We start from the raw sequence: 25157 nt of genomic DNA, 5'->3' as shown, positions 1-25157 counted from the left end.
TATTGCGCCTGCTCCGCGTATAACTTTACCCACGAACGAACCACTACTCACTCCGTCACATCGTCCAACGCGAACGAGCCGTATTCAATCTCCCCCGCTCGCTCATATCGGAGCATGTGGACTCCCGTGCTCGACGTCTCGGCATTCGCCAGTTCGAGGGCCGTGGGGATCGTGCCGTCCCCGAACAACCGCTTCCCGTTTCCCAGGACCAGGGGGAAGATCCAGAGCCAGAACTCGTCGACGAGGTCGTGTGCGAGCAATGTCTGGATCAGGTCGTGGCTCCCCTGCGTCATGATCACATCCCCGCGCTCCTTCTTAAGATTCTCAACGGCCTCCACGACGCCTCTCGAGAGGAGCGTCGAATTGTTCCACTCCACCGCATCGAGAGTTCTGGAGGCGACGTACTTGGGCATACTGTTCAGTTTCGACGCCATGGGATCGTCCTCCGCATTGACGTGAGGCCAGTGCGCGGCGAAGATCTCGTACGTCTTTCTGCCGAGCAGCAGCGCATCGGCCTCGGCGAACTGGCCATCTATGACTTCGCCCATCTGCTCGTCCCAGTAGTTGACCGACCAACCGCCGTGTTCGAAACCGCCGTCACGGTCCTCGTCAGGACCACCCGGTGCCTGCATCACGCCATCGAGTGTAAGGAACGTTCCAACAACAAGCGTACCGGTCGTTTCGTTTGTATGATTCTCGCTCATTCATCCGATTAACGTGAAAACAAGCGATAAAGGTATCATCCGTAGATGCCGCTTTGCTGAATACAACCTTTGGGCCTTGTTTAGACGCAGCAGAGACTAGCTCTCGCACCTCGCGCTCAAAGTGCGAAACCGTACTGTAGGATGCCGACTACCGGATTCACCTCGCCCGAAATGACGCTCGACTCTCCTATTTAGGAGCGTCTAAACAATGCTCAACCTCTATATTCAGCAGACAACTCTTATAATCTACTGAGGATTACAACAAAACGTCCTAATCGCGTTTCAGATACCTCATAATCGGGTTCTACATCCGGAAGAGTAGGTTTGGTCTCTGTTCGAGGGCCGATTATGAAGATAGTCTAGAAATGATTGCACGATGAGGATCTTCCTCGAGAGCAAGGCTTGTGTCCCAATCGTCGAGTATGAGGATTCTCGAGGCGATTAGGGGCCATTCACGTATGTTTCAGTGATTTCTGAGACTGATGGTCGAGTGAGGTCCGTTTCGTGATCGGTACTCGCTACGTAGATGCAGGGCACGAAGCGTCAAACGTGCATAACCGGTTCGAGACGCGTTCTATGGTGTGTTTACCTTCTTGAAAAGTGTCTCAGTCTCTTCGGAAATTCTGGTGCTGTCTAGAACCCAAAACCGATAGCAGGGAACCGATTTTGAACTTTCGAGTCGTGTACTGACCGGGCCTACGATCGACTCGAGCGGGTGAGTGAGATCCCTCCGGAGAAGCCTCTAAACCGCCGAATCCGATTTCGTCAGATTGACTTGAGGCTCTCTTCATAGTGTTTCTCTTCCTGGTAACCGCCAACCCGGAAAACGCAAGAGGGAAACCGATTATGAATTTTTTGAGAGCGTGATTTGCCCCACTTTTCGGGTCACTCTCTTTCTCCTATTCACGTCTGTCACTGCCCTGGAAGCCATCTCGAGCGATAACCCCACTCAGAAATCTCTTCCTAGATTCGTTCATAGACCACTTCTACACACTTCTTCCGGACCACTACCGCGGTTATGATCACCAAGCTAGTCTGGGCAATACGATCATAGAAGCGCTCATCCCTCTGTGAACTCCTCTATTCGTTAGGGAGCATGTTCAGTTCGCACCCATCTGTACCGGTTAGTTCCATTCAATGTGGTTGAAATAAAAGGGCTCGATGTGCTGCATCCATTCTCTCTATGCAGCACGGTGGTTCAAACCTATCACTCTCTGAGGGGTTCAACAGAGCCGTATTTCTGTTTTTGGTCACCTGGGAGGCGAGTCGACGCCGGACTGTGACTGGGGCTGGGAGGGCGACGGCTCGCTTCCTGGTTCTTCGCTAGAGAACCGGCCGAACAGCAAGCCCGTCACCGAGTGGGGACTGTGGCGTCTGAGGATCAGGATCACGTTGAGCAGGAAGAGCGCGGCGCCAACTGTGACCGAGAGTCCGCCGAGGGTCGAGACCGTTTTCGAGAGCGCGAACGCGTCGCTGACGACCAGCAACCCCACCCCGAGGACGAAACAGACGAAGTCAGCGCGTGCCACCCGGTCGTCGTAGAGGTCGTCGATCATGGGCACCGGTTCGAGACCGAGCCGGTCGCTGTAGCGGTGGACCCAGACGATGAACGGAACCACGTGGTAGAGCGTCCCGAGGACGACGAAGCCGACGACGCCGAGGATCAACAGCGAGAAGGCGCCGGGGGCGCCGAAGAGCGTAGCCGGGTCGAGCGGGTCGCGCAACAAGGCTGGGCCGGTCCAGATCGCCCACCCGCCCATCGCCGCGGTGAGGACGGCGTACCGACTGAGCATCGGCGTCCAGGGCACCTGTGCCTCGAGGAGCCGACGGGCCAGGATCACGCTCATTCCGAGGGCGCTCGCGACGACGAGGATCGCACCCACGCGGGCAAGTGGCGCGACGTCGAAGAGTCGACCCCCGGCCAGCGCGAGGACACCTACGGGATGGCCGACCGACTCGAGCTGACGGAGCGGGAGGTCGATTCCGTGGAGACTCGACTGGGTGAACATCGTAGCGAGCTGGTAGAGCGCCCCGTAGACGGTCGTGAGGACGGCCCCGTAGAGAGCGAGGGTCGCATGGCTCATCCGGACCGATCCGTGGCTCACAGGGGTATCTGCGAGAATCGGCCGCGTTAGGCCGGCCGCGAGAACCACGCCCAGGCCCGTCAACAGCACGAAGAAGCCCAGTGCGATGGCGAAGTGGCGCTCGGTGACGTCCCACGGCCTGGCCCGGCGGAGCGTTCGCCCGACGTTGTAGACGAACGTCCAGAACCCCGCGAGCATCACGAACCCGCCGAGCGGGAGCCAGCGGTACGCGCCCACCAGAAGCGCGGCGGCGAACGCGAGGAGGCCGGCGACGACCAGCCACAGTTGCGCGCTCGCCAGCCGCCTCGAGTGGATGGCGACGCCCGACCAGACCGGGACGAACTGGGTCATCGCGCCCATAATCGTCACGGCGACCCAGCCCACCAGCAGGAGGTGGACGTGCGCCAGCCCGAGATTCCCCGGAACGAGGGTTCCGCCGAACGACTGGACGGCCCCCGCGAGGGCCCCGGCGAGCAACAGCCCGGTCCCAACCAGGAAGTGTCGAAGAGGGATCGTCATGGGCGGACCTCGATCCGCGTCGATCGATCCCGGTATCGCGCTCATAGTCAGTGAAAGGGGCTCGAGCTACCTCGAGATGGTTCCGAACATATTCCGGTCGGCGTTCGCTGACGGGTATTTTGGCGGTAAAGCGGCGAGCGATGAGCAACGAGAGCACCCTTCCTGAGAAACGAGAAACCACAACCCAGAAACGCGACGCTCAGAACGTCAGAACGGCGCGTCTGAACTGCCCCGGCTCGGCCCTGTCGCGCCCATCGAGCGCTCCATCGGATTGGACCCGATGTCGCCACTCGGCTCGTGATCGACCGCACCCGTCTCGAGGAAGGCGGCTTCGACCTCCTCGAGCTGGGCGTTGATCGCCTCGCTCTGGTGGTGCATCGGCGCCGCGCGAACCGAAACGAGGTCGTACTCGTGGCGCTCGGAGAGACCGTTCCAGGCCCGGAACGAGCCGATCGTGAGGGTGTGCGTCTGCGGGCAAAACGGCGTCGTCGGGGTGAACTCCGCCCGGAGGACCGCGGGGTCGTCGCGGTCCCGGGCGTACCGGTAGCCGGCGCCCGGGTGGCGGGTGTCCAGGTTGAGCCTGGCGAGGTTGTAGTTGAAGGTCATGTCGTAGACCTTCCGCTCCTCGAAGCAGTCGCGCGTGAGCCGATGAAACGCGAGGTGATCGTCGCCGGTCAAGATGTCGTGCTCCTCGAGGGACGGCCCCGGCTTTGGCACGTTTTCCGGAACGTACTCGTCGTAGCCGTCGAAGAGGTCGTCCGCGCCGAACGGGGATCGAAAGCCGCGCATACCAAACGAGAGGGGCTCCGGCACCCTATGGGTGGTCCCGGACATATTCGCGTCGAGCACATCTGGCGCATCTGGCGCATCGAGCGCTTCGGGCACATGGGACCATCGAGCGCGTCGACATTTCGGACCGATTTATACCCTTTCGTCCCAACACGTTCGCCAATGGTCTTCCCAGGAGTCCTCGCAGGCGGGTCGCTGGTCGACGTCGCCGTCGTCCTCGTGGCCACGGGCGTGATCTGGATCGGGAGCGGTTGGCTCGAGGGGTCGGCTGATACGCTCTCGACGTACTACGAACTCCCGGCCGTCGTCCAGGGATCGATCGTCGTCGCCGTCGGCTCGAGTTTTCCGGAACTCGCGAGCGTCGTGTTCACGGCGATCGGAGGAACGTTCGACATGGGGGTCGGCGCGATCGTCGGCTCCGCGATCTTCAACATCCTGGTTATCCCCGCACTCGCCGGCATCTTTTCAGACGGAACCATGGAGACGAACCGGGCCATCGTCTACAAGGAGGCCCAGTTCTACATGATCGCCGTCTCGGGGTTGATCATCACGTTCGCGCTGGCGGTCATCTACAACCCCGTCTCCAACGGCTCGGGACTCGGCGGCGAAATCACCCGTCCGCTGGCGATGCTCCCGATCGGGCTGTACGGCCTGTACCTCTTCATCCAGTGGCAGGACGTCAGCGATTACGAGGCCACGGAGGCGAAGCCATCGATCGACCTCGCTCGAGAGTGGGCGAAACTCGCTGGTGGATTGCTCCTGATCCTCGTAGCGGTCCACCAGCTGGTAGGTAGCGTCGAATCGCTCAGCACGACGTTCGGCATCCCGGAGTTCCTCGCCGGCGTCACGATTATCGCGGGCGCGACGAGCCTACCTGACATGCTGGTGAGCATCCGGTCGGCTCGAGGCGGAAACGAGGAAACGAGCCTCGGCAACGTCCTCGGTTCGAACACGTTCGACCTGCTCGTGGCGATCCCCATCGGCGTGTTGATCGTCGGGACGGCCGCGGTGGACTTCGCGGTCGCCATCCCGATGTTCGGCGTGCTCACCCTCGCCACGGTGGTCCTCTTTGCGGTCATGCGAACCGACCTCTCGTTGACCACCCGGGAGGCGTACCTGCTGCTCGTGAGCTATCTGGTGTTCGTCGGCTGGGTGATCGCGGAAACGATCGGCGTAACCAACCTGATCAGGGGCGTTTGAGATCTGTCGTCGCTCGAGATTTGGACGTGAGCGCGTCGCTCGAGGCCCGGAAACCGAATCGATTCGGGCGAATCCCCATGGGCCCGGGATCCGTGCATACCACTATATGTCAGAACCGACCGCCGATTCCGCCGCACCCACCGAACGCGCTGTCCTCGAGGACCTCGAGGGCGCGCCCCACGCCCGCGTCTTCGAGGGCGAACCTCAGACGATCAGGCTCACGCTCTCCGCCGGCGATTCCATCGCACCCCACCAGCACCCCGACCGACAGATCGTCTTCTACGTGCTCGAGGGACGCCTGACCGTCACACTCGACGAGGACGAACACGAACTCGAGGCCGGCGATATCGTCCGCTTCGACGGCGACCAGTACGTCTCTCCGAAGGCCATCGAGGACAGCGTGGCGTTGCTGGTACTGGCCCCTCGAGTCGACTAGCGATTAGTGATTAGCGCCCGCCGTTATCGACGGGACGCACCCTTCGAGGCCAAGAACGATCGTCCCTGGAGTCGTACGAGCAGCGTGATCGCCGGAACGATCACCCTCTACATCGCGACCAGCGTCGACGGATTCATCGCCGACGATGACGGCGACGTCGAGTGGCTCGAGGCGTTTGAATCGACGAGGGAGAGCCAGGGTGACGGCGGGTACGACGCGTTCTTCGCAGATATCGACGCCCTCGTGATGGGCGCGAATACGTACGAACAGGTGCGGTCCTTCGGCGCGTGGCCATACGAGGATCGGCCGACGTGCGTGTTAACTCACGACGATACCGAACCGGTCGTGGACTCTGTCGATACCGTCGAGTTCGTCGACGAACCGGTTGCGGACCTCGCGCTCCGCGGCTCCGAGATCAGTACGCCAGTATCTGGCTCGTGGGTGGCGCTCAGGTCGCTCGGGCATTTCTCGAGGCGGGACAGGTAGACCAACTTCGTCTGACCATCGCCCCAATTCTGCTCGGTGGCGGAATTCGTCTGTTCGGGACGAACGGACCGAGAAACCGGTTGAAGCTGGAAGAAACGACGACGCTCGAGAACGGGCTCGTCGAGCTTCGCTACGGGATCCAGGAGTAGTGTTCCCCTCGATGTCGGTCGGACAATTGAGGTCAGTGGACCGGAGGGGCGCCCACTGTGGGTTTGTCAGAGGAACGACCACGCTTTCGGTGACGCCCTCGAGCACTTCGTCGACGGATAAACCGCCGAATCCCGTTCGAACCCGCCCAGCCGAACTACGGCGGATACGTCCCGGTCAACTGCGTCTGTGCGATCACGTGCCCGTCTATCGCCCTGCCGAGTTCGTCGGCCGAGGAGCCCGCCTCGAGGTCGAACATGGCGTCGAGGGCGTACGCTTTGAATCGATAGGTGTGCTCGGCGTCCGGTGGCGACGGCCCGCCGTAGCCGACGCCGCCGAAGTCGTTCTCGCCCTCGACGGCGCCTGCGGCGTCCCAGTCCTCCGGAATCGTGGTCATCTCCGGCGGCACGTTCCACACCAGCCAGTGGACCCAGATCCGCCCGGCCGGTTCGACGGCGTCTGGATCGTCGACCACCAGGACGAGCGAGTCAGCTTCGTCCGGTACCCCCTCGATCTCGAGTGGCGGATTGACGTCCCGGTCGCCGCGTCCGTACTCGTCGGGGATGCGCTCGCCGTCGTCGAAGGCGGGGCTGGTGAGTCGGAGGTCGCCCCGCTGGTCCACTCTCGAGAGAGCGGGGTTGTCGTCGTCGCTGTTCCCACCGCCGGAATCGCCGGGGCCGCCGAACCCGCCGAAACACCCCGCGAGAATCGCGACGAGTGCGGTCGTAATCGTGCGTCGTGGCATGTTCATCTCCGTTCCTGTCGCGGCTCAGGTTCGCGTTCTCGAGCGGCTTCCCGGACCGACGTCGTCATCTCGTGCAAGACGACGCTCTCGGCCTCGAGTCGGTACAGTCGTGAAAGTCGAGCGCTCGAGTCGGGTGTGTGGACCACTGCCAGGGGAATAAAACACCCACCTGTCGACAGCAGAGGTCTCCCGGTCCGATCGGTAGCGGATGTCGTTCGCCGTTCCCCGGTCGAGGGCGAATACGCAATCACGCCGAGAGCGCCGTCACGCGGAGGCGACGGGTTCGCGGTCCGTCACAGTCGACGAACAGGATCGACTGCCAAGTCCCGAGCGCGAGTTCCCCGTCGACGATTGGCACCGTTACGCTCTCCCCGAGGATCGTCGCACGAAGGTGGGCGTCCGCATTGTCGTCGATCGCATCGTGATCGTAGCCGTCCCCGCGCGGGAGTAGTCGCTCGAGGGCGTCCTCGAGGTCGGCCAGGAGTCGCCGTTCGTTTTCGTTGACGATCACCCCGGCGGTCGTGTGCGGGACGAAGACGGTGCACGTGCCGCTCTCGACGGCGTCGGGAAGGGCGTCTTCGACGGTCGACGTCACGTCGACGACGTTGAGTCGGTCCGTGGTCTGGATCTCGAGTTCCATCGTTGTGTTCGAGTATCGTTTCGTGTCGTTCACCGTAATTCCCGGCGTGAATAACGCGGTTACTCCCGCGAGAACAGAAGTTCCTTCGCGGGATCCTCCGCGACGACCCACCAGTTGACGTCCCGCTTCGGGTGACGTCGCTCCACGTGCTCGCGAAGGTGCTCACCCGTGTCGAAGTCGACTGGCGCTCGGTCTCGAGGTGTGACGAATTCGGGCGAGGTTATTACTATAAAAAGTATAGCTGTCGTCGAAACGGCGGCAGAACTCGAGCGATCGACGGGAAACGGGAAATGAAACGGCTACTGGCCGGCCGCGGACGGAACGGGTTCTTCGACCTCGTTCGCCGTTACGTCGGCGACTCGAGCCCGGTTCACCTCTCCGATGCGGTCGACGACGGTTTCGACGAGGTCCTCGAGGGCCCCCTGGACGGGGCTCGAGTCGTCCTTGACCGGCGGGACGTCGCGCTCTTCGGCGCCGAACTCGGGATTGAGGGGAAGTTTCGCGAGCAGCGGGACGTCGTAGTCGGCGCTGATGCCGTCGCCGCCGTCGCGGCCGAAGAGGTCGTGCTGGTCGTCGCAGTTTGGACACTGGAAGGTCGACATGTTCTCGACGATACCCAGGATCGGCGCGTCGTGTTCCTGGAACATGCGTAGCCCCTTCCGGGTGTCGTCGACGGCCATCTGCTGGGGCGTCGTGACGATGACGGCCCCCGCGACGGGCATGAGCTGAAGGAGGTTGAGCGTAGCATCGCCAGTTCCTGGCGGCAGGTCGACGATGAGGTAGTCGAGGACGCCCCACTCGACTTCCTGGAGGAACTGGGTCATGATGTTGTTGACCATCGGCCCCCGGAGGATAGCCGGGTCGTCCGCGTTCTCCGTGAGAAAGCCCATGCTGATGACACGGACGCCGTCCGACCGGGGCGGGACGAGTTCCTCGTCAGGGGTAATTCCGGGTTCGCCCTCGATCGGCAAGATGCGCGGGACGTTCGGGCCGTGGATGTCCGAGTCGAGGATGCCGACCCGCGCACCCATCTTCTCGAGGCCGGCCGCGAGGTTCGCGGCGACGGTCGTCTTGCCGACGCCGCCTTTGCCGCTCGAGACGGCGATCACGTTCTTGACTCGGGGGAGAATCTCCTCGTCGAAGCCGTGGTCTGTGCCCACGTTGGCGCGAACGTCGGCCTCGAGGTCCGCGTCGAGGTCGGCGACGACCTCGCGGATGCGATTCCCCATCGTCATCTCAGCGGGGGCGTAGGGCGCGTTGAACGCCAGCGAAATCCGGGCGGTGTCGTCCTCAATCGAGATGTCGTTGACCAGGCCGAGCGAGACGATGTCGTCCTCGAGTTCGGGGTCCTGTACGGTTGCGAGTTGGGTACGGAGGTCGGATGCGGATACGGTCATAGGTTCAGTTTGGTTTGAATCGGTAGTCGGTGTCGTTCGTCGCTCGATACGCGGGTCGAAGGGCGGCGATGAAATTAGAAGAAGATCACGTCGAGAATCACCGTCTTGATGAACATAGCGGTCCACAGGAGCGTGGTCAGTCCAACGAGGTAGACAACCCCGAGGGTCGCCGTCTTTCTGTCGCGGGGCTCACCGAGATACCACGCCAGGAGGACGACGTAGACCGGAACCAGGATGATCCCAAAGATAAGCCACGTGCCGGGGCCGAACTCCATTACGCGTTCACCTCCATTGGGGAGTCAGCCGTCGGAGTCGATTCGGCCTCGTCGTCGTGACCCCGCAGTTCCTCGATCGCGTGGAGTTCGACGACCGGGATGACCTTCGCGACGAGCATGAAGAACGTGATGACGATGGCGATGGTCCCGACCAGCGAGGAGAGCTCGACGAGGCTCGGGACGTACGATCCGGGGACGCCGCTGTAGAGGCTGAACGTCGGATGCATGAGCCCCTCGACGACGAAGAGGATCTTCTCGACCAGCGTCGCACAGAGCACCGCGACCGCCGCAGCGATGCTGCGCTTGAGGCTGAACAGCGACGGGCGGAGCGTCTGGGCGAAGACGTACGCCATCGTTCCGAAGACGAGGCCCATCGACACCCAGTACAGCGGCTGAGCGAGTTTGGCGTGCATCGCGTAGTCGACGTCGACCGGCGGCGCGAAGACGCCGTTGATGACCTGCTGGAGCTGGAGCCAGAGGAACAGCAGACTGAAGAAGCCGAGCCACAGCAAGAGCCCGCGGAACACGTCGTCGGTGATGATGTGGTCCCAGTCGTAGGCCCGTCGGAACGCGTAGGAGGCGATCAGGACGCCGCTGATGGCCGAGGTCAGCGCGATGGTCAGGAACTGGGGGCCCTGAATCGCGCCCGACCAGCCCGGCATCGACGACAGCAGGGCGAACAGCCACGGGATCACTCCCCCGTGGAGCAACAGCGGCGCGAGGATGATGATCCCCAGCGCGAGCCACCAGACCATCCGTTCGACGACCTCGTCTTCCTCTTCGGTGTACCCGATCGTCAGCGCCCGGTACAGCGGCTCGAGTCGGTCCGGGAGGTCGTCGCGAAGACGCGTCACGTCGTAGCGTATCGTCAGTGCGAGGTAGGTCGCGGTCATCACGAAGTAGAGCGTGATGACGGTCACGTCCCAGACCAGCGGCGAGGTGTGGATCGTCTCGTGGTAGTTGAGCAGGATGCTCGTGACGATTCGGTCCGGCCGGCCGACGTGGATGATGATGTACAATCCGGCCGCCGTCAGGCCGGCAATCGTCAGCAACTCCGCGAGTCGGGCGACAGGCTTGTACCGGTCCATCCCGAGGAGGCGGACCGCTGCCGATAGGATGATCCCACCGTGGGCGATCCCGACCCACCAGATGAACGCGCCGATGTACAGCCCCCAGGTGACGCCGCCGCTCGAGCCCCAGTCCCCGAGACTGGTGACGATGAGGCCGTCTCGAAGCTGGAGTCCCCAGCCGATCAGGAACGCGAGGATTCCCAGGGAGACGACCGCGAGCAGGCCGTAGTATCCCTTCGAGGTGCGCTGCATCGGCCGAACGATGTCCGCTTCGCTCGGACGTTGGGTGCTCACGGCGAGACACCTCCGGCGAACGTGCCGTCGTCGAGCACTTCCTTCCGGCGGTCGAGTTGTCCGACGTCCTCGTAGGCCACGGGCCCTTCGACCTGTTTCGCGTCGGGGCCCGGTTCGTTCCCAACGAAGACGACGTTCGGGTCGGTGCCGAGTTCCTCGAGCAGCCGGAACGTCGAGACTTTGTTCTCGGTCCGGTTGGGGAACGTCTCGCGGTCGTTGGGGGTTTCCTCCCGGACCTGCTCGAGGTAGCGGTTGGGGTCGCTGTCCTCGTCGTTCATGTCCCCGAAGTGGATGGCATCCATCGCACAGGCGTCCTCGCAGGCGGTCGTGCCGATCTTGTCCTCGCCGCGCTTGCCGTCCTGGCGGGAGGGGCACATCGTACACTTGCCCATGACGCCCTTCGGCGGCCGGCTGTCGACCCGGCGATCGCGCCCGTCGTAGACGTGCTCCGGATCGAGTTCCGACTGCGGGGTGTCGGGTTCGCCCCACTGGAAGTAGTTCACGCCGTAGGGGCAGGCCACCTGACAGTACCGGCAACCGATGCAGACGTCGTAGTCAGTCAGGACGAGGCCGTCCTCGGTCCGCTTGTGTCTGGCCGTCGTCGGACAGACCTTCTGGCAAGGGGCGTCCGAACAGTGCTGGCACGTCCGCACGAGGAAGTTGTGGCCGTCCTGGTCGGGCTCCTCGTAGGTGAAGACGTACATCCAGTTGGCCCCCATCGAGGTATTGTTCTCCTGGCTGCAGGCGACCACGCAGGCCAGACAGCCGTCGCACTTCTCGAGGTCGATGACCATCCCGTACTGCGTGCCCTCGTCTTCGCCCTCGCCGGCGGCCGCGGCCGGGTCTGCGCCCTCGGCGCTGTCCACCGTGGCCCAGGTGCCGAGTCCGAGGAAGAGTCCCGCGGCACCCATCTTCTTCATCACCTCGCGGCGGTCCATCTCGCCGTCCTCTTCGAGGGCAGCCAGTCTGTCGGCCAGCGAACGCTCGTCGTCGACGTCTTCGAGCCCTGCCAGCTCCTCGGGCAATTCGGTGTCGTCGACCTCGAACTCCTCGACGACCGCGTCGTGGTAGCGCGCGGCGAACTCGGCTTCGGTCAACTCGCCCGCGACGAGGCGCTGGGCGTCCTTGGCCATCGCCAGCCCGAGATCGGCGTCGTACTCGCCGTCCTCGAGTAGTTCGCGCATCTCCGCCTCCCATTCTTCGGTGTGGAGCGCCTCGAGCGTCTCCGTGGCGTCGCCGGATTCGGCTTCGTCGGCGCTCATACGCGAGCCCACCTCGGCGTCAGCGTCGTGAATAGTGCGATCATGGCTGGAGCTATTCGACGACGACGGCGCCTTTCATGCCCATGCTGACGTGGGGCGAGCAGTAGTAGGTGAAGGTGCCCGTCTCGTCGAAGGTGTGTTCGAAGGTTTCGCCTTCGTCGCTCAGCATCTCGCTCTCGAAACTTTCGTCCTCGGCGATTACGTCGTGTGGGCTGCCGGCGCCGGTCCACTCCCAGACGACGGTCGTTCCCGAGTCGACGACGATGGCTGCGGGGCCGTACGCGAAGCCGTCCGAGCCGGCACCGACGTCGACGGTGACCTCGGACTCGCCGGTGTGGTCTTCGACGCCATCGTAGTTGTTGGCGTCGTCGAGGTAGCCGTCGAAGTCGTAGTCGCCGCCGCCGTTCCCGTTCCCGTTGCCGTTCCCGCCATTTTCACTTTCATCACTGTCCCCGTTCCCGCCGCTAGCTTCCTCGTCCTCGAGACACCCGGCGAGTCCGCCAAAGACGAGCGCTCCCCCGACGGCCCGTAGAAATCGCCGTTTCCGTTTATCGTGTACAGTCATGATACCTCTGGCAGAAGTATGGACGACGGATATAGGATTTCAGTGGTGGTTTCCAGACCACGGGAACACACCCGATGATGTTCGGAGAAACGTACTGTTTGCTCGAGAACGAGAGAATTGCGTCTGTGTGGTCGCTCAGGACACCAGTTCCTCCTCGAGCGGAGGCTGTCGTTCTACGTCGACCAGATTCTCGACGAACTGCTTGATGATCGCTTCTTCGGCCCGGTGAAGCGTCTCGCTGCAGGTCGACTTCGCGATGCCGAGACGCTCGGCGAGGTCGGTCAGCGAACACCGGCGCGGGGTGTCGTAGTACCCGTGTTCGACGGCGGCGACGACGAGTTCGTGCTGGCGCTCCGACAGTAACTGCGTGTCGTGGAGCCGTTCCTGGACGCTGTCGATGCGGTACTCGAGACCGAATCGGGAGAACTGGTCGGCCAGCTGGGAGAGTCGGTCCCGGGAGCCGGCGACCTCGAGGGTCGCTTTCCCCTGTCGGATCTCGACCGGGAGCTCGATCGGCATACCGGAGTCGCGCGAGGAGAAGAGCAACAACGGGGCCGTGGTCTCGAAGTGGACCGTCGCCTCGTTCTCGCTCCACTGGATGAGCGAAATTTCGGTGAGTTGTGGATGGTCCTCCATGTCCTCGAGGACGGCCGGGACGTCGGGACCGGTGATTCGAACCAGGGCGAACCCCGATTCGGCGCCCGGAACCGCGGCGTCGACGTAGAAGGTTGCCTCCGGGTGGGCGCTCGAGACCTCCTGCACCCATACCTTCTCCGGGAGCGTGACGGTGAGCGTCGCGTGAGCCATACGAACACGTTCGGGTCCGTTCTCCCTAATTACTACCCCAGAATATGATCGGTCGGGAACGACCGTGGGGTTTATCATCTCGAATCGCCACCGCGGCTGGATTTCGCTCGAGGGCGGCGAACAGCGGCGCTAGCGTTCTCCGGACGTCGGATGGAAGTCGGCATAGACCGGCCAGAAGGGGACCAGCAGAAGGAAGACAGCGACGACGAAGGCGGGGACAGCCAACCGTGCTGGCAGTCCGAGCCACCAAAGCAGGGCCGTGGTTCCGAGAGCGAGTCCAACGTGAAGGAGGACCGCGACCTGGACGGTGAGGAATCCGTGTGTGCCAGCATCGGTCGGATACATCGAGTATCGGTACCGTTCGAATCCGCATAAGTGTTCTCGCGTATCCGACACGACGACCGTCCGAACGCTTCCTGAATTATGTGTGATACGCACGTGAGCACGCGATCCGGTGAGGAGAGACGACCGCCTGCCTGAAACTATCCCGAACGTATTCGGAGGAACGCCGATACCGGTGGAACCACTACCGACGACTGCATGACGACACTCGACGTCAGATCGATCCCGCCGGTCGACCGCCACCCGACGATTCACGACGCCTTCGACGAACTCGAGGCGGGCGAAACGCTGACGATCATCAACGATCACGAACCGAAGCCGCTGTTCTACGAGTTCCAGGCGGAAGTCGACGAGTTCGATGTCGACGGGTACGCCGTCGAACAGGCCGAGGCGGGGAAATTCGTCGCGGAGTTCCCCAAACGAGCCGAGTAACGCACCGTTCGAAACTGATACTGGTACCCTCACTCTCGTTCATCTCCACCGTTCGCGTCTTCGCGCGAACGTTTTCGTCTGTCGCACTCAGTTGTCACCCCGAGTTGTCATCCTCTCCTGTCACCCTCGATCAGCAGCCTCGCTCCTCACCCGAACGCATTCGCGAACAAGTAGACGAGCCTCGAACCCGTTTGTAGACGTATGTCTACTCACGACCAGGGCCACGATCTCGAGTCCGCCGTCGAACGAACGACAGCACCCAAGGACCGACCGCGAACCGTGCTCGACGTTCGATCGCTGGGACCGCCTGCTCCGCTCGCGAACACGCTCGAGCGACTGGCGGAGCTGCCCGAGGAGACGGTACTAATCCAGCGAAACGATCGCGCTCCGCAGTTCCTGTATCCGAAACTCGAGGACCGGGGCTACACGTACGAGACGCTCGAGATCGACGCCGAAGTCGTGACCGTCATCTGGCGAAAGTGACCGGAAATCGGGATGTCGACTCCGCTTTCATCGGATTCGAACCCCGTCTGGACGAGATGGTTGAAGTTGACACCCTCATAACGGGGGGTCTTTTAAATATTTAAACTCCTGTCCGAACACCTCCGTGTGTATTTCCATTGTCCGGGAATCATATTCATACTTGAACATACGTCAAGCCATACTCCCAGGTGAGGACAATGACCCAACTGAATTCGAAACGACGGCGGTTCTTACAGGGGCTCGGTGTTGCTGGTGCAGTAGCGGTCGCTGGCTGTGTCGGGAACGCTGACGAAGGGAACGGAAACGGCAACGGAAATGGCAATAGCGAAGAACCAGCGGGCGACGTGGAAGAGTCGCTCGCGAGTGCGAAACCGGTCGACGTCGACCGCGTCGCGGCCGATCCGACGGACATTCCGGGGCCGGTCGACTGGAACGAGCCCCGTCACCACGAAATCTCGATGACGACGACGGAGGTCACCGCGGAGATCGAACCGGGCGTCACTTTCGACTACATGACGTTCGACGACCAGATCCCGGGACCGATGATTCGCGTTCGCCAGGGCGACACGATCCACCTCACGCTCACGAACAGTGAGGAGAACTCGATGCCCCACAACATCGACCTGCACGCGGTCTACGGCCCTGGTGGGGGCGCCGAGGACACGACGATCAATCCGGGCGAGAGTGCGGAAATCGAGTTCAAGGCGATGTACCCCGGCGTACACGTCTACCACTGTGCGGTCCCGAACATGGACTACCACATCAGCGCCGGGATGTACGGCGCGATCCTCGTCGAGCCCGAGGACGGCCTCCCAGAGGTCGACCGCGAACTGTACTTCGGACAGAACGAACTGTACACGAAGGGCGCCCCCGGTGAGGAGGGCCACCACGCGTTCAGCTTCGACAAGATGAAAGCCGAGGACCCGACCTACGTCACCCTCAACGGCGAGGCCTACGCGTTTACCGGGAACGGCTACGGCCCCGTGACCGTCCAGAAGGGCGAACGGGTTCGCGTGTTCTTCGCCAACGGCGGGCCGAACCTGACGAGTGCCCTCCACCCCATCGGGAACGTCTTCGATGCGTACTACCGCGAGGGCGACCTGGTCTCCGAGCCGGGCCGGTTCATCGAAACCGCGCCGGTCGTCCCCGGCTCCGTCGCGGCTGGTGAGATGGAGACCCCGGTTCCCGGTCCGATCAAGCTCGTCGACCACGCGCTCACTCGAGCCGCGCGGCGGGGGATGCTGGGCGTCATCGAGGTTGAAGGCGAACCGGAACCCGACATCTTCAATCCGAACCCGTAGGCTCGCTGTGTGTGGAACTCACCTTTCTTTTCCGCGACTCGTCTCCTCTCCGATCTGCCTCGATTCTCATCCACGACTCTCGACAGTTGACGAGCTGACGCTCGCCGAAACGTACCGTCCTGTCTGACCCAGCCAGGGTGTAGATTCGGGCTCGAGGGACGAACCCCTGACCGCTCCGATAACTGGCGTCGAAATCGACGATCGTCGGATCTGAACGGTGGAAGTGAACGCCAGAACTGTCACCCGCCTCCCTCGAGACACTTCGTCGCTCGAACCCGCCGAAACATGTTCGGGGGAATTGTCGGGTACGACCATTTCGAACGCTTTCCTGTGAGCGGGACCGAAACCGCCCGTTCGAACACGCTCTACTCACTCATGACGACCCTGTTTACGACACGTCGATTCGTCCTCCTCCTCGCAACAACGACGCTCGCAACCTACGCACTGCTCGCGACGGGGGCGGCGCTCGCGACGACCGACGCCGGAAGCGCCTGCGGGACGTGGCCGCTCTGTACCGACGGAATCGCGTCACCGATCGATCCCACGCTGATTGCCGTTCTCGGCCATCGACTGCTCGCCGGGCTCGTCGGCCTGTTACTCGCCCTGACGACACTCGGCGCCTGGAAGACGGAGGCCAGTCGGCGGACGCGCATCGCCATCAGCGGCGGCGTGGTCCTGTTCGTGATCCAGGTCGGTGTCGGTGGACTCGTCGTCGTTACCGGGGAGCCCGTCGCGGGACGAGCCCACCTCGCGATCGCTGCCGTGCTTTTCACCGCGCTGCTCGCTGCCCTCGGCTGGATGCTCGAGGGCGAGTCAACCACCGAACGGACGACACCTGCTGTCGGCGAGCCGTCCCCGTCGTCCACGACCGAAAGCAAGCCGTCCGCATCCGCAGGCGGGCTGTCGTCCGCAACCACAGGTGAGCCGCCGTCCGTAGCCGCAAGCGAGCCGTCGTCTACATTCGCGAGTGAACCGGTATCGAACCCGACTCGAGCCAACGCGGAACGGTCGACGCGCGCCCGACTCCGTTCGAGGGGGCGATCCTACCTCGAGTTGACGAAACCACGGCTGATGTGGCTACTGTGTCTGCTCGCGCTCGCGGGGATGGCGCTCGCGACAACGACCGGTCAGTGGCCCGACGGCGTGACCGTCGTGGCGACGCTCGCCGGCGGGGTGCTGGCCACGGGAGCGAGCGGGGCGTTCAACCACGCCTACGAACGCGACCGCGATCAGCAGATGTTGCGAACGGCGGACCGCCCCGTGGCGACCGATCAGGTGTCGGCCGCTCGCGCGACCCTCTTTGCGTTCTCGCTGGCCGTCCTTTCGATGGTCGTGCTCGTGACGCTAGTCAGCCTCCTCGTCGCGGCGCTGACGTTGGTGGCCATCGTCTACTACAGCGTGCTCTACACCGTCGTCCTCAAACCGAATACGACTTGGAACATCGCGATCGGCGGCGGGTCGGGCGCGCTTCCGGCCGTCATCGGCTGGGCCGCCGTCACGGGATCGGTCGGACTGCCGGCGATTGTGCTCGCACTGATCGTCGTCGTCTGGACGCCGGCACACTTCTACAACCTCGCGATCGTCTACCGCGACGACTACGCGCGGGCCGGCTATCCGATGTTTCCGGTCGTCTCGGGCGTCTCGGCCGCCCGTCGCCGGGTCCTCCTGACCCTCGGCGGAACGCTGGTGATGACCACCATGCTCGGTCTCGTGACCCCACTCGGCTGGCTCTTCACCCTCTCGACGATCACCGCGGGTGGGCTGTTTCTCGGGACGACGGTCGTGCAGTGTCGCCGCAGAACTGACCGTTCGACGCTCCGAACCTTCCACGCCTCGAACGCCTATCTCGGCGTCGTCCTGCTCGCCATCGTCGCCGAAGCGCTCGTCGTCGGTCTCCGACCATGAACGCGATAACCACACGCATCCGACTCGCCACCCTCAACTCGAGCATCGCCGTCGTCGCCAACGTCGTCGCTCTCGGCGACGGGATTGCCATCCTCGCCTTCTTCGGCGTCGGCTTGCTCTCGCACGCCGTTGAACCGTGGGCGTACCCGATCCACACCCTTCGAACCGCCGTGCCGTTTCTGGTCGGCTGGCTGTTCGTGAGTCCGCTCGTCGGGACGTTCCGGTTCGACACGCTTTCCAGCCCCTCCGAGACCCTTCGGTACGTCACGCTCGGCTGGATCGGCGCTTCGCTCGTCGGTGCCGCGATTCGGGCGACGGAATACTTCCCCGGGGGTGCCCCGCTCGAGTTCGTCCTCGTCAACGTCGTCTTCGGGCTGGCCTTCGTCCTGCCGTGGCGACTCTGCGTTTCGCTGCTCGTTCGTCGGGCGCTTCGACACCCCGTTTAAACACCCCCACATAGTGTGGCTAGACCCCTATCGAGAGCCGCCGTGTTCGTCTAGATAGAGGTGCCCAACCGACTGCAATGACAACTTACGAATTTACCTGTCCGGGCTGCGGCCAGCGAGGCCCCGTGGACGGCGACGTACGCAACGCGACGGTCGAATACGGGTGTCCAGTCTGCGGAACGAGGGTTTCCAGCGAACACTTTCTCGTCCACTGATGGCGTTTTAGCGCGTTTCGACGCGTTTCGACGTATTCGGCGCGTTTTAGCGCGTTCGCCACGTTTGTCGCGTTCACCGCAGATTGCCACCGCTCGAGAGCCTGATCCACGCCGAAAAATCGACAGAATCTACGCGTCCCCGCGATCGATTTCGGTTCGGCGCCCGCTCAGGTCGTCGGGTACGAACCGATAGAGTTGGATGTCGAGATTCGCCTTCGACTCGCCCCAGATTTCGAACAGCGGTCGCTTCGTCGTTCCGTACTGTTCGACGTCCTCGACAGTGAGGTTGGCCGGGTCGATCGTCTCGAGCGTACCGACGGCCACGATGCTGTGGTAGGTCTCACCGCCATCTCGTTCGTTGTAAACGACGAGACGAACCTGGGGAGAGGAGTCGAGAAACTCGCGTTTCTCGCTTTCGGGCGTCGAAACCAGTCGCATGTAGAACGATCGGCTGTCGGCGTCGTATCCGTAGGAGATCGGGACCGCGTACGGCGTGTTGTCGCTGGCGAGTGCCAGGACGCCAGTCTCGTGGCGACTCAGGAAGTCGTCGATCTCCGTCGCCGTCATCTCGGTTTCCTCGGCTAGTGACATCGTCGTATGCAGAGTCAAAGCCGATGCGGCATTAAACTATTTCCGTTGTCACTCGCCGACGATCACGCGTCGGTCTCGAGGATGTCCTCGAAGAGCTTTCGCTGGGCGGCGACGAGGTGTTCAGTGAACGTCGACTGGCTAATGTCGAGCTCGGCGGCGATTTCGGTCGCGTTGGCTCCTTTCGGGCGCTCGAAGTAGCCGGCATCGTAGGCAGCCTGCAGGACCTCGTGCTGGCGGTCGGTGAGTTTCCCCCGGTTGACGAACACCTGCTCTTCGGTCGATCCTCGTAGTGGCGGCTGGAGGAGTCGCTGGACATCGATGTCGGGGTACCGTTCGCGGAACTCGGCCATGATCGCCTGGAGCTGGTCGAAGTCCTCGGCGTGAAAGACCAGCGTGAGGTCCCCGTCCTCGGCGACGTAGCGGTGGACCGGACAGCCGAACGAGCCGAGGCAAGCGCAGGGACAGCTCGAGTCGTCGTGCGCGTGGCGATAGAGGTTGGTCGACCCGTAGGAGAAGATCGGTCCGGAGACGTCGTCGATCTCCTCGTCGGTGGCAGCCAGGAACTCCGTGGTGCTTCCCCCACCGTGACTCGAGCTGTCCTCGCTGGCGGCACTCGTCGAGACTCGATCGACCGTCGTCCCCGTCCGCTGTGAAAAGGCCGCGATTGGACAGCCCTCAGGCGACCCGACTTTCACCGTCGCGCGAATTCCCGGCGACATCGTCTAGGGTCGTGTTCGAAGGCCGGCCTAATGAAGATAGGGTTCCGCGGACTCCGGGTCGGCGTGTCGGTGTACGGCCATTTCATCCCGCGTGATACCCAGTGGTGGTACGGGGCCTTCCAGCGGGGTAGGCCACCATCGCGCATGATACGCACGGTCGGGTAGAGATGACAATTCGTCATCCCACCTCCAAAAGACGCTCCGGCAGCCGCGGGGCGAGCGACGATCGACACCGGGTGACGATACGTCCGTCTGAGTGACGGTCGGATCCAGAAGTACTATTTATTTGGCTCTACGTCTGGAATTGTATGAATCCCCTGGCCCGATTCCACTCGACGTTCGGTGGGCGTCGTGCGATCCTCACACTCGGGGGTCTGTACGCCGCTATCGGTGTGATCTGGCCACTCACGCAGGCTGGCGAAGTACTGCCGAGTTCGGCGGTACTAATCGTCGTCGTTCTGGTCAGCGGCTCCGGCCTCGTGCTTCTCTACGGGGGATACGGGCTGCCCCAGACCGACATTCAGCCGAGGTTCTTCGCGACCATCGCCCGCTGGTGTCTCCGCGCGATTGGCGTGGTTGTCAGTATTCTCCTCTTCATTTACCTCGCCGGTCAGTTATCGGACCCGGTGAACAACTTCCTCATCCTCACTGCGCTCGCTGGCGTCGCCGGTTTCGGCGCAGGGGCGTACGATGCGCGCGCAAAATCGCGAACTTACGTTCTCGAGCAGCGCAATCAGGAACTCCAGGACACGCAGGCGGAACTCGAAGAGACGCTCGATCGTCTCGCAGCGTCCGAACAGCGCTACCGAACGTTGACGGAGAACTTTCCGAACGGGGCCGTCGCGCTGCTGGACACCGAGTTACGACACACGCTCGTCGCCGGGAACGCCCTCGAGGAAACCGGATACGATCCGACCGAACTACGGGGAAAACGCGTCCAGGACGCCTTCCCGCCGGAGGTCGTGGACGTCGCCGAACCGCACTATCGCGCGACGCTCGAGGGCGAATCGACCGTCTTCGAACTGGAGACGCCAGAACAGGTGTTCGAGTTCCGTACCCATCCGTTGACCGACGAAGGCGGACGCGTGTACGCCGTGCTGGTCATGTCCCAGGACATCACCGGGCGGAAAGACCGCGAACGGGAGCTCACGGATCGGATTCGCCAGCAACAGGTCGTCGCCGACCTCGGCCAGCTCGCACTCGAGACGGACGACCTCGACGAGCTCATGCGCGAAGCGACCCAGCGGGTGACGGCTGCGCTCGACATCGAATACTGCAAAGTGCTCGATCTGAATCCCCAGGCCGACGAATTGCTCCTTCGCCAGGGGATCGGCTGGAAACCCGGGCTCGTCGGAGCGGCGACGGTTTCCGCCGTCGAAGCCGACTCGCAGGCGGCGTACACGCTGGCAAACGATCGTCCCATCATCGTCGAAGACCTGGAGGCGGAAACGCGATTTACCGGTCCGGATTTGCTCCGAAACCACGACGTTCGCAGCGGAATTAGTACCATCATCGGCCCGAATGACAATCCGTGGGGAATCCTGGGGGCTCACGACACCGATCCACAGGTCTTCAGCGACGAAGATGTCACGTTCGTCCAGAGCGTCGCTAACATCATCGCGGAGGCCATCGAACGCCACCAGTACCAGCACGAACTCGAGCAGTCCGTCGCCAGTCTTCGAGAATCCAACAAGCGCCTCGAGCAGTTCGCCTACGCCGCCTCCCACGACCTCCAGGAACCGCTCCGAATGGTCTCGAGTTACCTCCAGCTCATCGAGCGCCGATACGGCGACGTCTTCGACGAAGATGGGGAAGAGTACCTCGAATTTGCGATCGACGGGGCCGACCGCATGCGGGGAATGATCGAGGGGTTGCTCGCGTACTCGCGGGTGGAAACGAGCGGCGAACCGCTCGAGCCGGTCGATCTCGAGGCCGTCCTCGAGAACGCTCGCGAGGACCTCCAGGTGCAGATTTCCCAGAGCGATGCGGCGATCACGGCCGAATCACTCCACGAGGCGACCGTCGAGGGCGACCACGATCAGTTGCGACAGGTCTTCCAGAACCTGATGAGCAACGCAATTCGGTACAGCGGCGACGAGCCGCCGTCGATCCACGTCTCGGCGGAACGAAACGGCTCCCGATGGGTCGTTTCGGTCCGAGACGACGGGATCGGCATCGATCCCGACGAGACGGAGCACATTTTCGATGTCTTCACTCGACTGCATAGTCGGACGGAGTACGAGGGAAGCGGGATCGGACTCGCCGTCTGCGAGCGGATCGTCGAACGCCACGGCGGCGAGGTCTGGGCGGAGTCCGAACCCGGTGACGGAACCACGGTCTCGTTTACCCTCCCTTCGGTCGGTGAGCGGGCCGAGTGAGGCCCGCAGCGGTCACGATACGGATGCGCGGACGCGCGAACGCGTCCAGACCGACCTGGACACTCGAGCGACGTCCTCGACGCCGTCGCCCCGTCGTTCGTTCCCGAAGAGAGGAATCGCCCCAGCAGGGCGAGACTCGACGCCCGTGGGGTATTCTCATCATCTCAGAACGAGAGTGGACAACTTATTACTGGAGGGTGTCTGACCTAGTAGCAATGAGTGCAAGTGAGGACTATCGCTTCGTCTGTCCCGAGTGCGCCCAGACCATCACGGTCAACGCGTCGATGCGGGACGCCCTCGTCGAGAACGGCTGTGTGATCTGTGGAAGCACCGTCTCTCGAGCGGACTTCGAAGAGATGGCCGAAAACGACGCCTGAATTACCGCCCGTCACCGACGAGTCGAACGCCCGTTTCTCTCTTCTCTTTTCACGACCGACGCTCGATGGGCGAATTTTGTTGACGAATGCCGGCTTCGTCGCGATTCGACGACATGGACGGAGTGGAGGACGTCCAGGACTCGAGTTCTGCGATGGCGATGATAATGACGACCACCGGAAGACGACCCGCAAGCCGTGTGCGAGACGCCCTCGTTCCAACAGCCACTCGAGGCCGTGTGATGCGTTCACAGGCCCCGAAACGGCTATTTTCGCCACCCTATATAAATAACCCACGATATCGGTGGTGTACACTCGAGGGCCATCGGTTCCTCTACAGAAGTATGAGCCAGTCACTGACCGCGACGACGAGCCCCTTCGGATACGACACCCCAAGCGACGAGACGACGATCACGACCGGCGACGACGTCCAGACCATTCTCGATGCGCTCACCGACGCCGACTGCCGGACCATCCTCGAGGCCCTCAACGAAGACGCCGCGTATCTCACCGCATCCGAACTCTCCGAGCGCTGTGACGTCCCCCTCTCATCGACCTACCGCAAAATCGAGAAGCTGACCGACGCGGGGATGCTCGACGAGAAACTTCGCATCCGCCGCTCGGGCAAGCACACGAGCGAGTACGGCCACCGCGTCGACGACGTCCAGATCTCGGTCGAAGCCGACAGCGGGATCGAACTGTTGCTCTCTCACCCCAGCGCCTGATCGGCTCCGATTCTTCTCTTTCACTCCTGAAATTATCGTTTCAACGCCTCGAGCAACGCGTCCAGGTCGTCTCGCGTATTGAACGCGTGAACTGACGCTCTCATGCCATCCGGGTACGAGAGCGACCGAACTGTGATGTCCTGCTCGGCGAGGCGGTCCACCGTCGCCTCCGGATCGGGCACATCAATCGTGACGAGCCCGGACTCGAACTCGCGAGGGCTGAGCAATGCGGAGTCCGGGAGGCCATCCTTGAGATACCCGGTGAGGTCGGCGATACGGGACTCGATCGCGTCCGTCCCGAGTTCCTGGTGATAGTCGATTGCCGCCGCCAGGCCGTCGTAGAGGGCGGGGCTGGTCGTGCCGACCTCGAACCGGCCAGCGCCGGGCGCGTACTCGTAGTCGTGCGCAGAGGCATCGGTCACGCTCCGGTAGCCGATCGCACCCGGCACGCACTCGCGTTCGGCCCCCTCGCGGACGTAGAGGAAGCCGGCGCCGAAGGGGCCAAGCAGCCACTTGTGACCGGCACCGACGACGAAATCGGCTCCCCAGCCGGTGACGTCGACAGCTGTCTGTCCGGGCGACTGCACGGCGTCGACGAGCACCCGTGCGCCGGCGTCGTGTGCCAGTTCGACGAGTTCCTCGATCGGCAGTCGCGTTCCGTGTGTCCAGGTGATCGAACTCACGACTAGCAGCGTCGCTCCCTTGAGTGCGTCCTTCGCGGCCTCGAGGTCCAGTCTTCCTTCCGTGGTCTCGAGGACGCGAACCTCCGTGCCGCGCGTGCGTTCAAGTCGTCGCCACGGCAGGATACCCGCCGGGTGCTCGAGGTCGGTACGGACAACGACGTCGTTCTCGTCCCAGTCGAACGCGCCGGCGACGCGGTTGATGCCGTCGGTCGTGCTCTGGGTGAGCGCGATTTCGGTCTCGTGAGCGCCGATGAGGTCGGCCACTGCCGCCTCCGCCCGGTCGAGGCTCGAGACGGCAGCGGCGTACATGCCTTCGCCGGTCGGCGCGTCGTACTCGTGGGACTCGAGGGACGACTCGATCGTCTCGACGACGGGCCGGGGACTGGGCCCGCCGGCGCCAGTGTTCAGGTAGATGCCGTGCTCGAGCGCTGGAATGTCCGCGCGAAGGGTCTCGTAGTCCATGAAGGTAGGTACGTCTACTCGCCGAAGGTCCTAATCGTTGGCCTCGATCGTGGGGGCTGCCGGTTCCGCTGCCAGTTCGGCGTTCGTCTCCTCGAGATTGTGCCCAGTCCAAATTTCTCTCCAGGATCGAAATAGCAGTCTGTTCGCAGTCAGGTGGTTCCATCTCGAGCGCCGCCGGCTGCATCCGAGTGCGAGCGAGCGATACCGTACCCGAGCGTGAGCAAGAGCATGCCCGAGAGCAAGAACGCGACGTCGAAGACCAGAACGCTCGCCGGCCCGTCGGGCCAGACGTGGTGGAGTTCGAGGAGGTGGTGATTGACGAGTCCCTCGACCAGGTTGAAGATTCCCCAGCCCATCAGGACCGAGCCGAATAGCGTTCGACCCGAGGGTGAGACGTACGGATGACGCCACGCGCGGACGATCAACACGATGCCGACGATCGTGAACGCGTAGGTCGCCACGTGAAAGAGCCCGTCAGCGAGGACGTTGAGCCGCATTGCGGCGAGGTCGGTCGTGTCCGTCCGGGCCGAGAGCATGTGGTGCCACTGCAGGAGCTGGTGCAGGACGATACCGTCGAAAAAACCGCCTAGCCCGACGCCGAGGGCGGCTCCGGCTTGGACGAGCGGCTTCGACCGCGCGGAGAGCCCGAGCCACCTCTCGGATCGCGGGGGTGCTGCCATG

At 63.0% G+C, this 25157-nt stretch carries 30 protein-coding genes; 13 read left to right on the top strand and 17 right to left on the bottom strand.

What is annotated here, in order from left to right; all coding sequences use genetic code 11:
- Window positions 1-47: 47 nt before the first annotated feature.
- The 3 genes from AC6I65_RS07640 to AC6I65_RS07630 form a co-directional block, all read right to left on the bottom strand.
- Window positions 48-704 (bottom strand): dihydrofolate reductase family protein, encoded by a 657-nt coding sequence (locus AC6I65_RS07640; RefSeq protein ID WP_497901326.1) that lies wholly within the window; start codon window positions 702-704, stop codon window positions 48-50.
- 1250 nt (window positions 705-1954) lie between these two features.
- The gene (locus AC6I65_RS07635) at window positions 1955-3352 is read right to left on the bottom strand and encodes a hypothetical protein (protein WP_497901325.1); all 1398 of its coding nucleotides are present in this window, start codon (window positions 3350-3352) and stop codon (window positions 1955-1957) included.
- Window positions 3353-3514: 162 nt separating this feature from the next.
- Window positions 3515-4096, bottom strand: coding sequence for a DUF7998 family protein (locus AC6I65_RS07630; protein ID WP_497903178.1), 582 nt, complete (start codon window positions 4094-4096; stop codon window positions 3515-3517).
- Between the two features lie 162 nt (window positions 4097-4258).
- On the opposite strand from AC6I65_RS07630, the gene AC6I65_RS07625 reads away from it, so the two are divergent.
- The 4 genes from AC6I65_RS07625 (at window position 4259) to AC6I65_RS07610 (ending at window position 6367) form a co-directional block, all read left to right on the top strand.
- Window positions 4259-5296, top strand: a complete 1038-nt coding sequence (locus AC6I65_RS07625; RefSeq protein WP_497901324.1) for a sodium:calcium antiporter — start codon at window positions 4259-4261, stop codon at window positions 5294-5296.
- Window positions 5297-5402: 106 nt separating this feature from the next.
- On the top strand, window positions 5403-5732 hold the full coding sequence (locus AC6I65_RS07620) for a cupin domain-containing protein (protein WP_497901323.1): 330 nt from the start codon (window positions 5403-5405) through the stop codon (window positions 5730-5732).
- A gap of 84 nt (window positions 5733-5816) precedes the next feature.
- A complete protein-coding gene (locus AC6I65_RS07615) occupies window positions 5817-6218 on the top strand; it encodes a dihydrofolate reductase family protein (protein ID WP_497901322.1) in 402 nt (133 codons plus the stop codon).
- Entirely contained in the window at window positions 6170-6367 is a 198-nt protein-coding gene (locus AC6I65_RS07610; protein ID WP_497901321.1) for a dihydrofolate reductase family protein, read from the top strand. Before AC6I65_RS07615 ends, AC6I65_RS07610 begins: the two co-directional genes overlap by 49 nt.
- A gap of 155 nt (window positions 6368-6522) precedes the next feature.
- Here the strand turns inward: AC6I65_RS07610 and AC6I65_RS07605 are convergent, their stop codons facing one another.
- The 10 genes from AC6I65_RS07605 to AC6I65_RS07560 all read right to left on the bottom strand — a co-directional run bounded on the left by AC6I65_RS07605 (window position 6523) and on the right by AC6I65_RS07560 (window position 13765).
- Window positions 6523-6987, bottom strand: a complete 465-nt coding sequence (locus AC6I65_RS07605; RefSeq protein ID WP_497903177.1) for a YbhB/YbcL family Raf kinase inhibitor-like protein — start codon at window positions 6985-6987, stop codon at window positions 6523-6525.
- Between the two features lie 125 nt (window positions 6988-7112).
- The gene (locus AC6I65_RS07600; RefSeq protein ID WP_497901320.1) at window positions 7113-7256 is read right to left on the bottom strand and encodes a hypothetical protein; all 144 of its coding nucleotides are present in this window, start codon (window positions 7254-7256) and stop codon (window positions 7113-7115) included.
- Window positions 7257-7357: 101 nt separating this feature from the next.
- Complete coding sequence (locus tag AC6I65_RS07595; RefSeq protein ID WP_497903176.1) at window positions 7358-7750, bottom strand: secondary thiamine-phosphate synthase enzyme YjbQ; 393 nt, start codon at window positions 7748-7750, stop codon at window positions 7358-7360.
- Window positions 7751-8049: 299 nt separating this feature from the next.
- Window positions 8050-9147 (bottom strand): Mrp/NBP35 family ATP-binding protein, encoded by a 1098-nt coding sequence (locus AC6I65_RS07590; RefSeq protein ID WP_497901319.1) that lies wholly within the window; start codon window positions 9145-9147, stop codon window positions 8050-8052.
- Window positions 9148-9221: 74 nt separating this feature from the next.
- Window positions 9222-9422, bottom strand: coding sequence for a hypothetical protein (locus AC6I65_RS07585; protein WP_311136822.1), 201 nt, complete (start codon window positions 9420-9422; stop codon window positions 9222-9224).
- Window positions 9422-10786, bottom strand: coding sequence for an NrfD/PsrC family molybdoenzyme membrane anchor subunit (gene nrfD, locus AC6I65_RS07580; protein WP_497901318.1), 1365 nt, complete (start codon window positions 10784-10786; stop codon window positions 9422-9424). The genes AC6I65_RS07585 and nrfD overlap by 1 nt, the downstream gene beginning before the upstream one ends.
- Window positions 10783-12048: a 4Fe-4S ferredoxin N-terminal domain-containing protein gene (locus AC6I65_RS07575; RefSeq protein ID WP_497901317.1), complete on the bottom strand. Its 1266-nt coding sequence runs from the start codon at window positions 12046-12048 to the stop codon at window positions 10783-10785. The genes nrfD and AC6I65_RS07575 overlap by 4 nt, the downstream gene beginning before the upstream one ends.
- A 52-nt stretch (window positions 12049-12100) precedes the next feature.
- Window positions 12101-12613, bottom strand: coding sequence for a halocyanin domain-containing protein (locus AC6I65_RS07570; protein ID WP_497901316.1), 513 nt, complete (start codon window positions 12611-12613; stop codon window positions 12101-12103).
- A gap of 135 nt (window positions 12614-12748) precedes the next feature.
- Window positions 12749-13420, bottom strand: coding sequence for a helix-turn-helix domain-containing protein (locus AC6I65_RS07565; RefSeq protein ID WP_497901315.1), 672 nt, complete (start codon window positions 13418-13420; stop codon window positions 12749-12751).
- Window positions 13421-13549: 129 nt separating this feature from the next.
- Window positions 13550-13765, bottom strand: coding sequence for a hypothetical protein (locus tag AC6I65_RS07560; protein WP_497901314.1), 216 nt, complete (start codon window positions 13763-13765; stop codon window positions 13550-13552).
- Between the two features lie 195 nt (window positions 13766-13960).
- Between AC6I65_RS07560 and AC6I65_RS07555 the strand changes: the two genes are divergently transcribed.
- From AC6I65_RS07555 to AC6I65_RS07530, 6 genes are all read left to right on the top strand, one after another.
- Window positions 13961-14194, top strand: coding sequence for a DUF2249 domain-containing protein (locus AC6I65_RS07555; RefSeq protein WP_253434883.1), 234 nt, complete (start codon window positions 13961-13963; stop codon window positions 14192-14194).
- A gap of 201 nt (window positions 14195-14395) precedes the next feature.
- The gene (locus tag AC6I65_RS07550) at window positions 14396-14677 is read left to right on the top strand and encodes a DUF2249 domain-containing protein (protein ID WP_497901313.1); all 282 of its coding nucleotides are present in this window, start codon (window positions 14396-14398) and stop codon (window positions 14675-14677) included.
- A 197-nt stretch (window positions 14678-14874) separates the two neighbouring features.
- On the top strand, window positions 14875-15978 hold the full coding sequence (gene nirK / locus AC6I65_RS07545; RefSeq protein ID WP_497901312.1) for a copper-containing nitrite reductase: 1104 nt from the start codon (window positions 14875-14877) through the stop codon (window positions 15976-15978).
- Between the two features lie 330 nt (window positions 15979-16308).
- Window positions 16309-17883 (top strand): heme o synthase, encoded by a 1575-nt coding sequence (locus tag AC6I65_RS07540; protein WP_497901311.1) that lies wholly within the window; start codon window positions 16309-16311, stop codon window positions 17881-17883.
- Window positions 17880-18329: a DUF3054 domain-containing protein gene (locus tag AC6I65_RS07535; protein ID WP_497901310.1), complete on the top strand. Its 450-nt coding sequence runs from the start codon at window positions 17880-17882 to the stop codon at window positions 18327-18329. The genes AC6I65_RS07540 and AC6I65_RS07535 overlap by 4 nt, the downstream gene beginning before the upstream one ends.
- A 77-nt stretch (window positions 18330-18406) precedes the next feature.
- Window positions 18407-18544, top strand: coding sequence for a DUF7560 family zinc ribbon protein (locus AC6I65_RS07530; RefSeq protein WP_497901309.1), 138 nt, complete (start codon window positions 18407-18409; stop codon window positions 18542-18544).
- A 129-nt stretch (window positions 18545-18673) separates the two neighbouring features.
- On the opposite strand, the gene AC6I65_RS07525 is transcribed toward AC6I65_RS07530, so the two are convergent.
- Both AC6I65_RS07525 and AC6I65_RS07520 read right to left on the bottom strand, forming a co-directional pair.
- Window positions 18674-19135: a pyridoxamine 5'-phosphate oxidase family protein gene (locus tag AC6I65_RS07525; RefSeq protein ID WP_497901308.1), complete on the bottom strand. Its 462-nt coding sequence runs from the start codon at window positions 19133-19135 to the stop codon at window positions 18674-18676.
- Between the two features lie 62 nt (window positions 19136-19197).
- Window positions 19198-19854, bottom strand: a complete 657-nt coding sequence (locus AC6I65_RS07520; protein WP_497901307.1) for a helix-turn-helix domain-containing protein — start codon at window positions 19852-19854, stop codon at window positions 19198-19200.
- A 308-nt stretch (window positions 19855-20162) separates the two neighbouring features.
- On the opposite strand from AC6I65_RS07520, the gene AC6I65_RS07515 reads away from it, so the two are divergent.
- From AC6I65_RS07515 to AC6I65_RS07505, 3 genes are all read left to right on the top strand, one after another.
- On the top strand, window positions 20163-22232 hold the full coding sequence (locus AC6I65_RS07515) for a sensor histidine kinase (protein ID WP_497901306.1): 2070 nt from the start codon (window positions 20163-20165) through the stop codon (window positions 22230-22232).
- A gap of 215 nt (window positions 22233-22447) precedes the next feature.
- Window positions 22448-22609 carry a DUF7560 family zinc ribbon protein gene (locus AC6I65_RS07510; RefSeq protein ID WP_497901305.1) on the top strand — a complete coding sequence of 54 codons (162 nt, stop codon included), beginning with the start codon at window positions 22448-22450 and terminating at the stop codon, window positions 22607-22609.
- Between the two features lie 341 nt (window positions 22610-22950).
- Window positions 22951-23331 carry a helix-turn-helix domain-containing protein gene (locus AC6I65_RS07505; RefSeq protein WP_497901304.1) on the top strand — a complete coding sequence of 127 codons (381 nt, stop codon included), beginning with the start codon at window positions 22951-22953 and terminating at the stop codon, window positions 23329-23331.
- Window positions 23332-23363: 32 nt separating this feature from the next.
- Here AC6I65_RS07505 and AC6I65_RS07500 read toward each other — a convergent pair whose 3' ends face one another.
- Both AC6I65_RS07500 and AC6I65_RS07495 read right to left on the bottom strand, forming a co-directional pair.
- Window positions 23364-24476, bottom strand: coding sequence for an aminotransferase class V-fold PLP-dependent enzyme (locus tag AC6I65_RS07500; RefSeq protein ID WP_497901303.1), 1113 nt, complete (start codon window positions 24474-24476; stop codon window positions 23364-23366).
- A 149-nt stretch (window positions 24477-24625) separates the two neighbouring features.
- Window positions 24626-25156 (bottom strand): DUF2243 domain-containing protein, encoded by a 531-nt coding sequence (locus tag AC6I65_RS07495; protein WP_497901302.1) that lies wholly within the window; start codon window positions 25154-25156, stop codon window positions 24626-24628.
- Window position 25157 lies beyond the last annotated feature (1 nt).

It is taken from the genome of Natronosalvus sp. KLKA75, from assembly GCF_059736265.1.
Note: the sequence above shows the minus strand (reverse complement) of the source record. Positions and strands in the feature narration are given on the sequence as shown.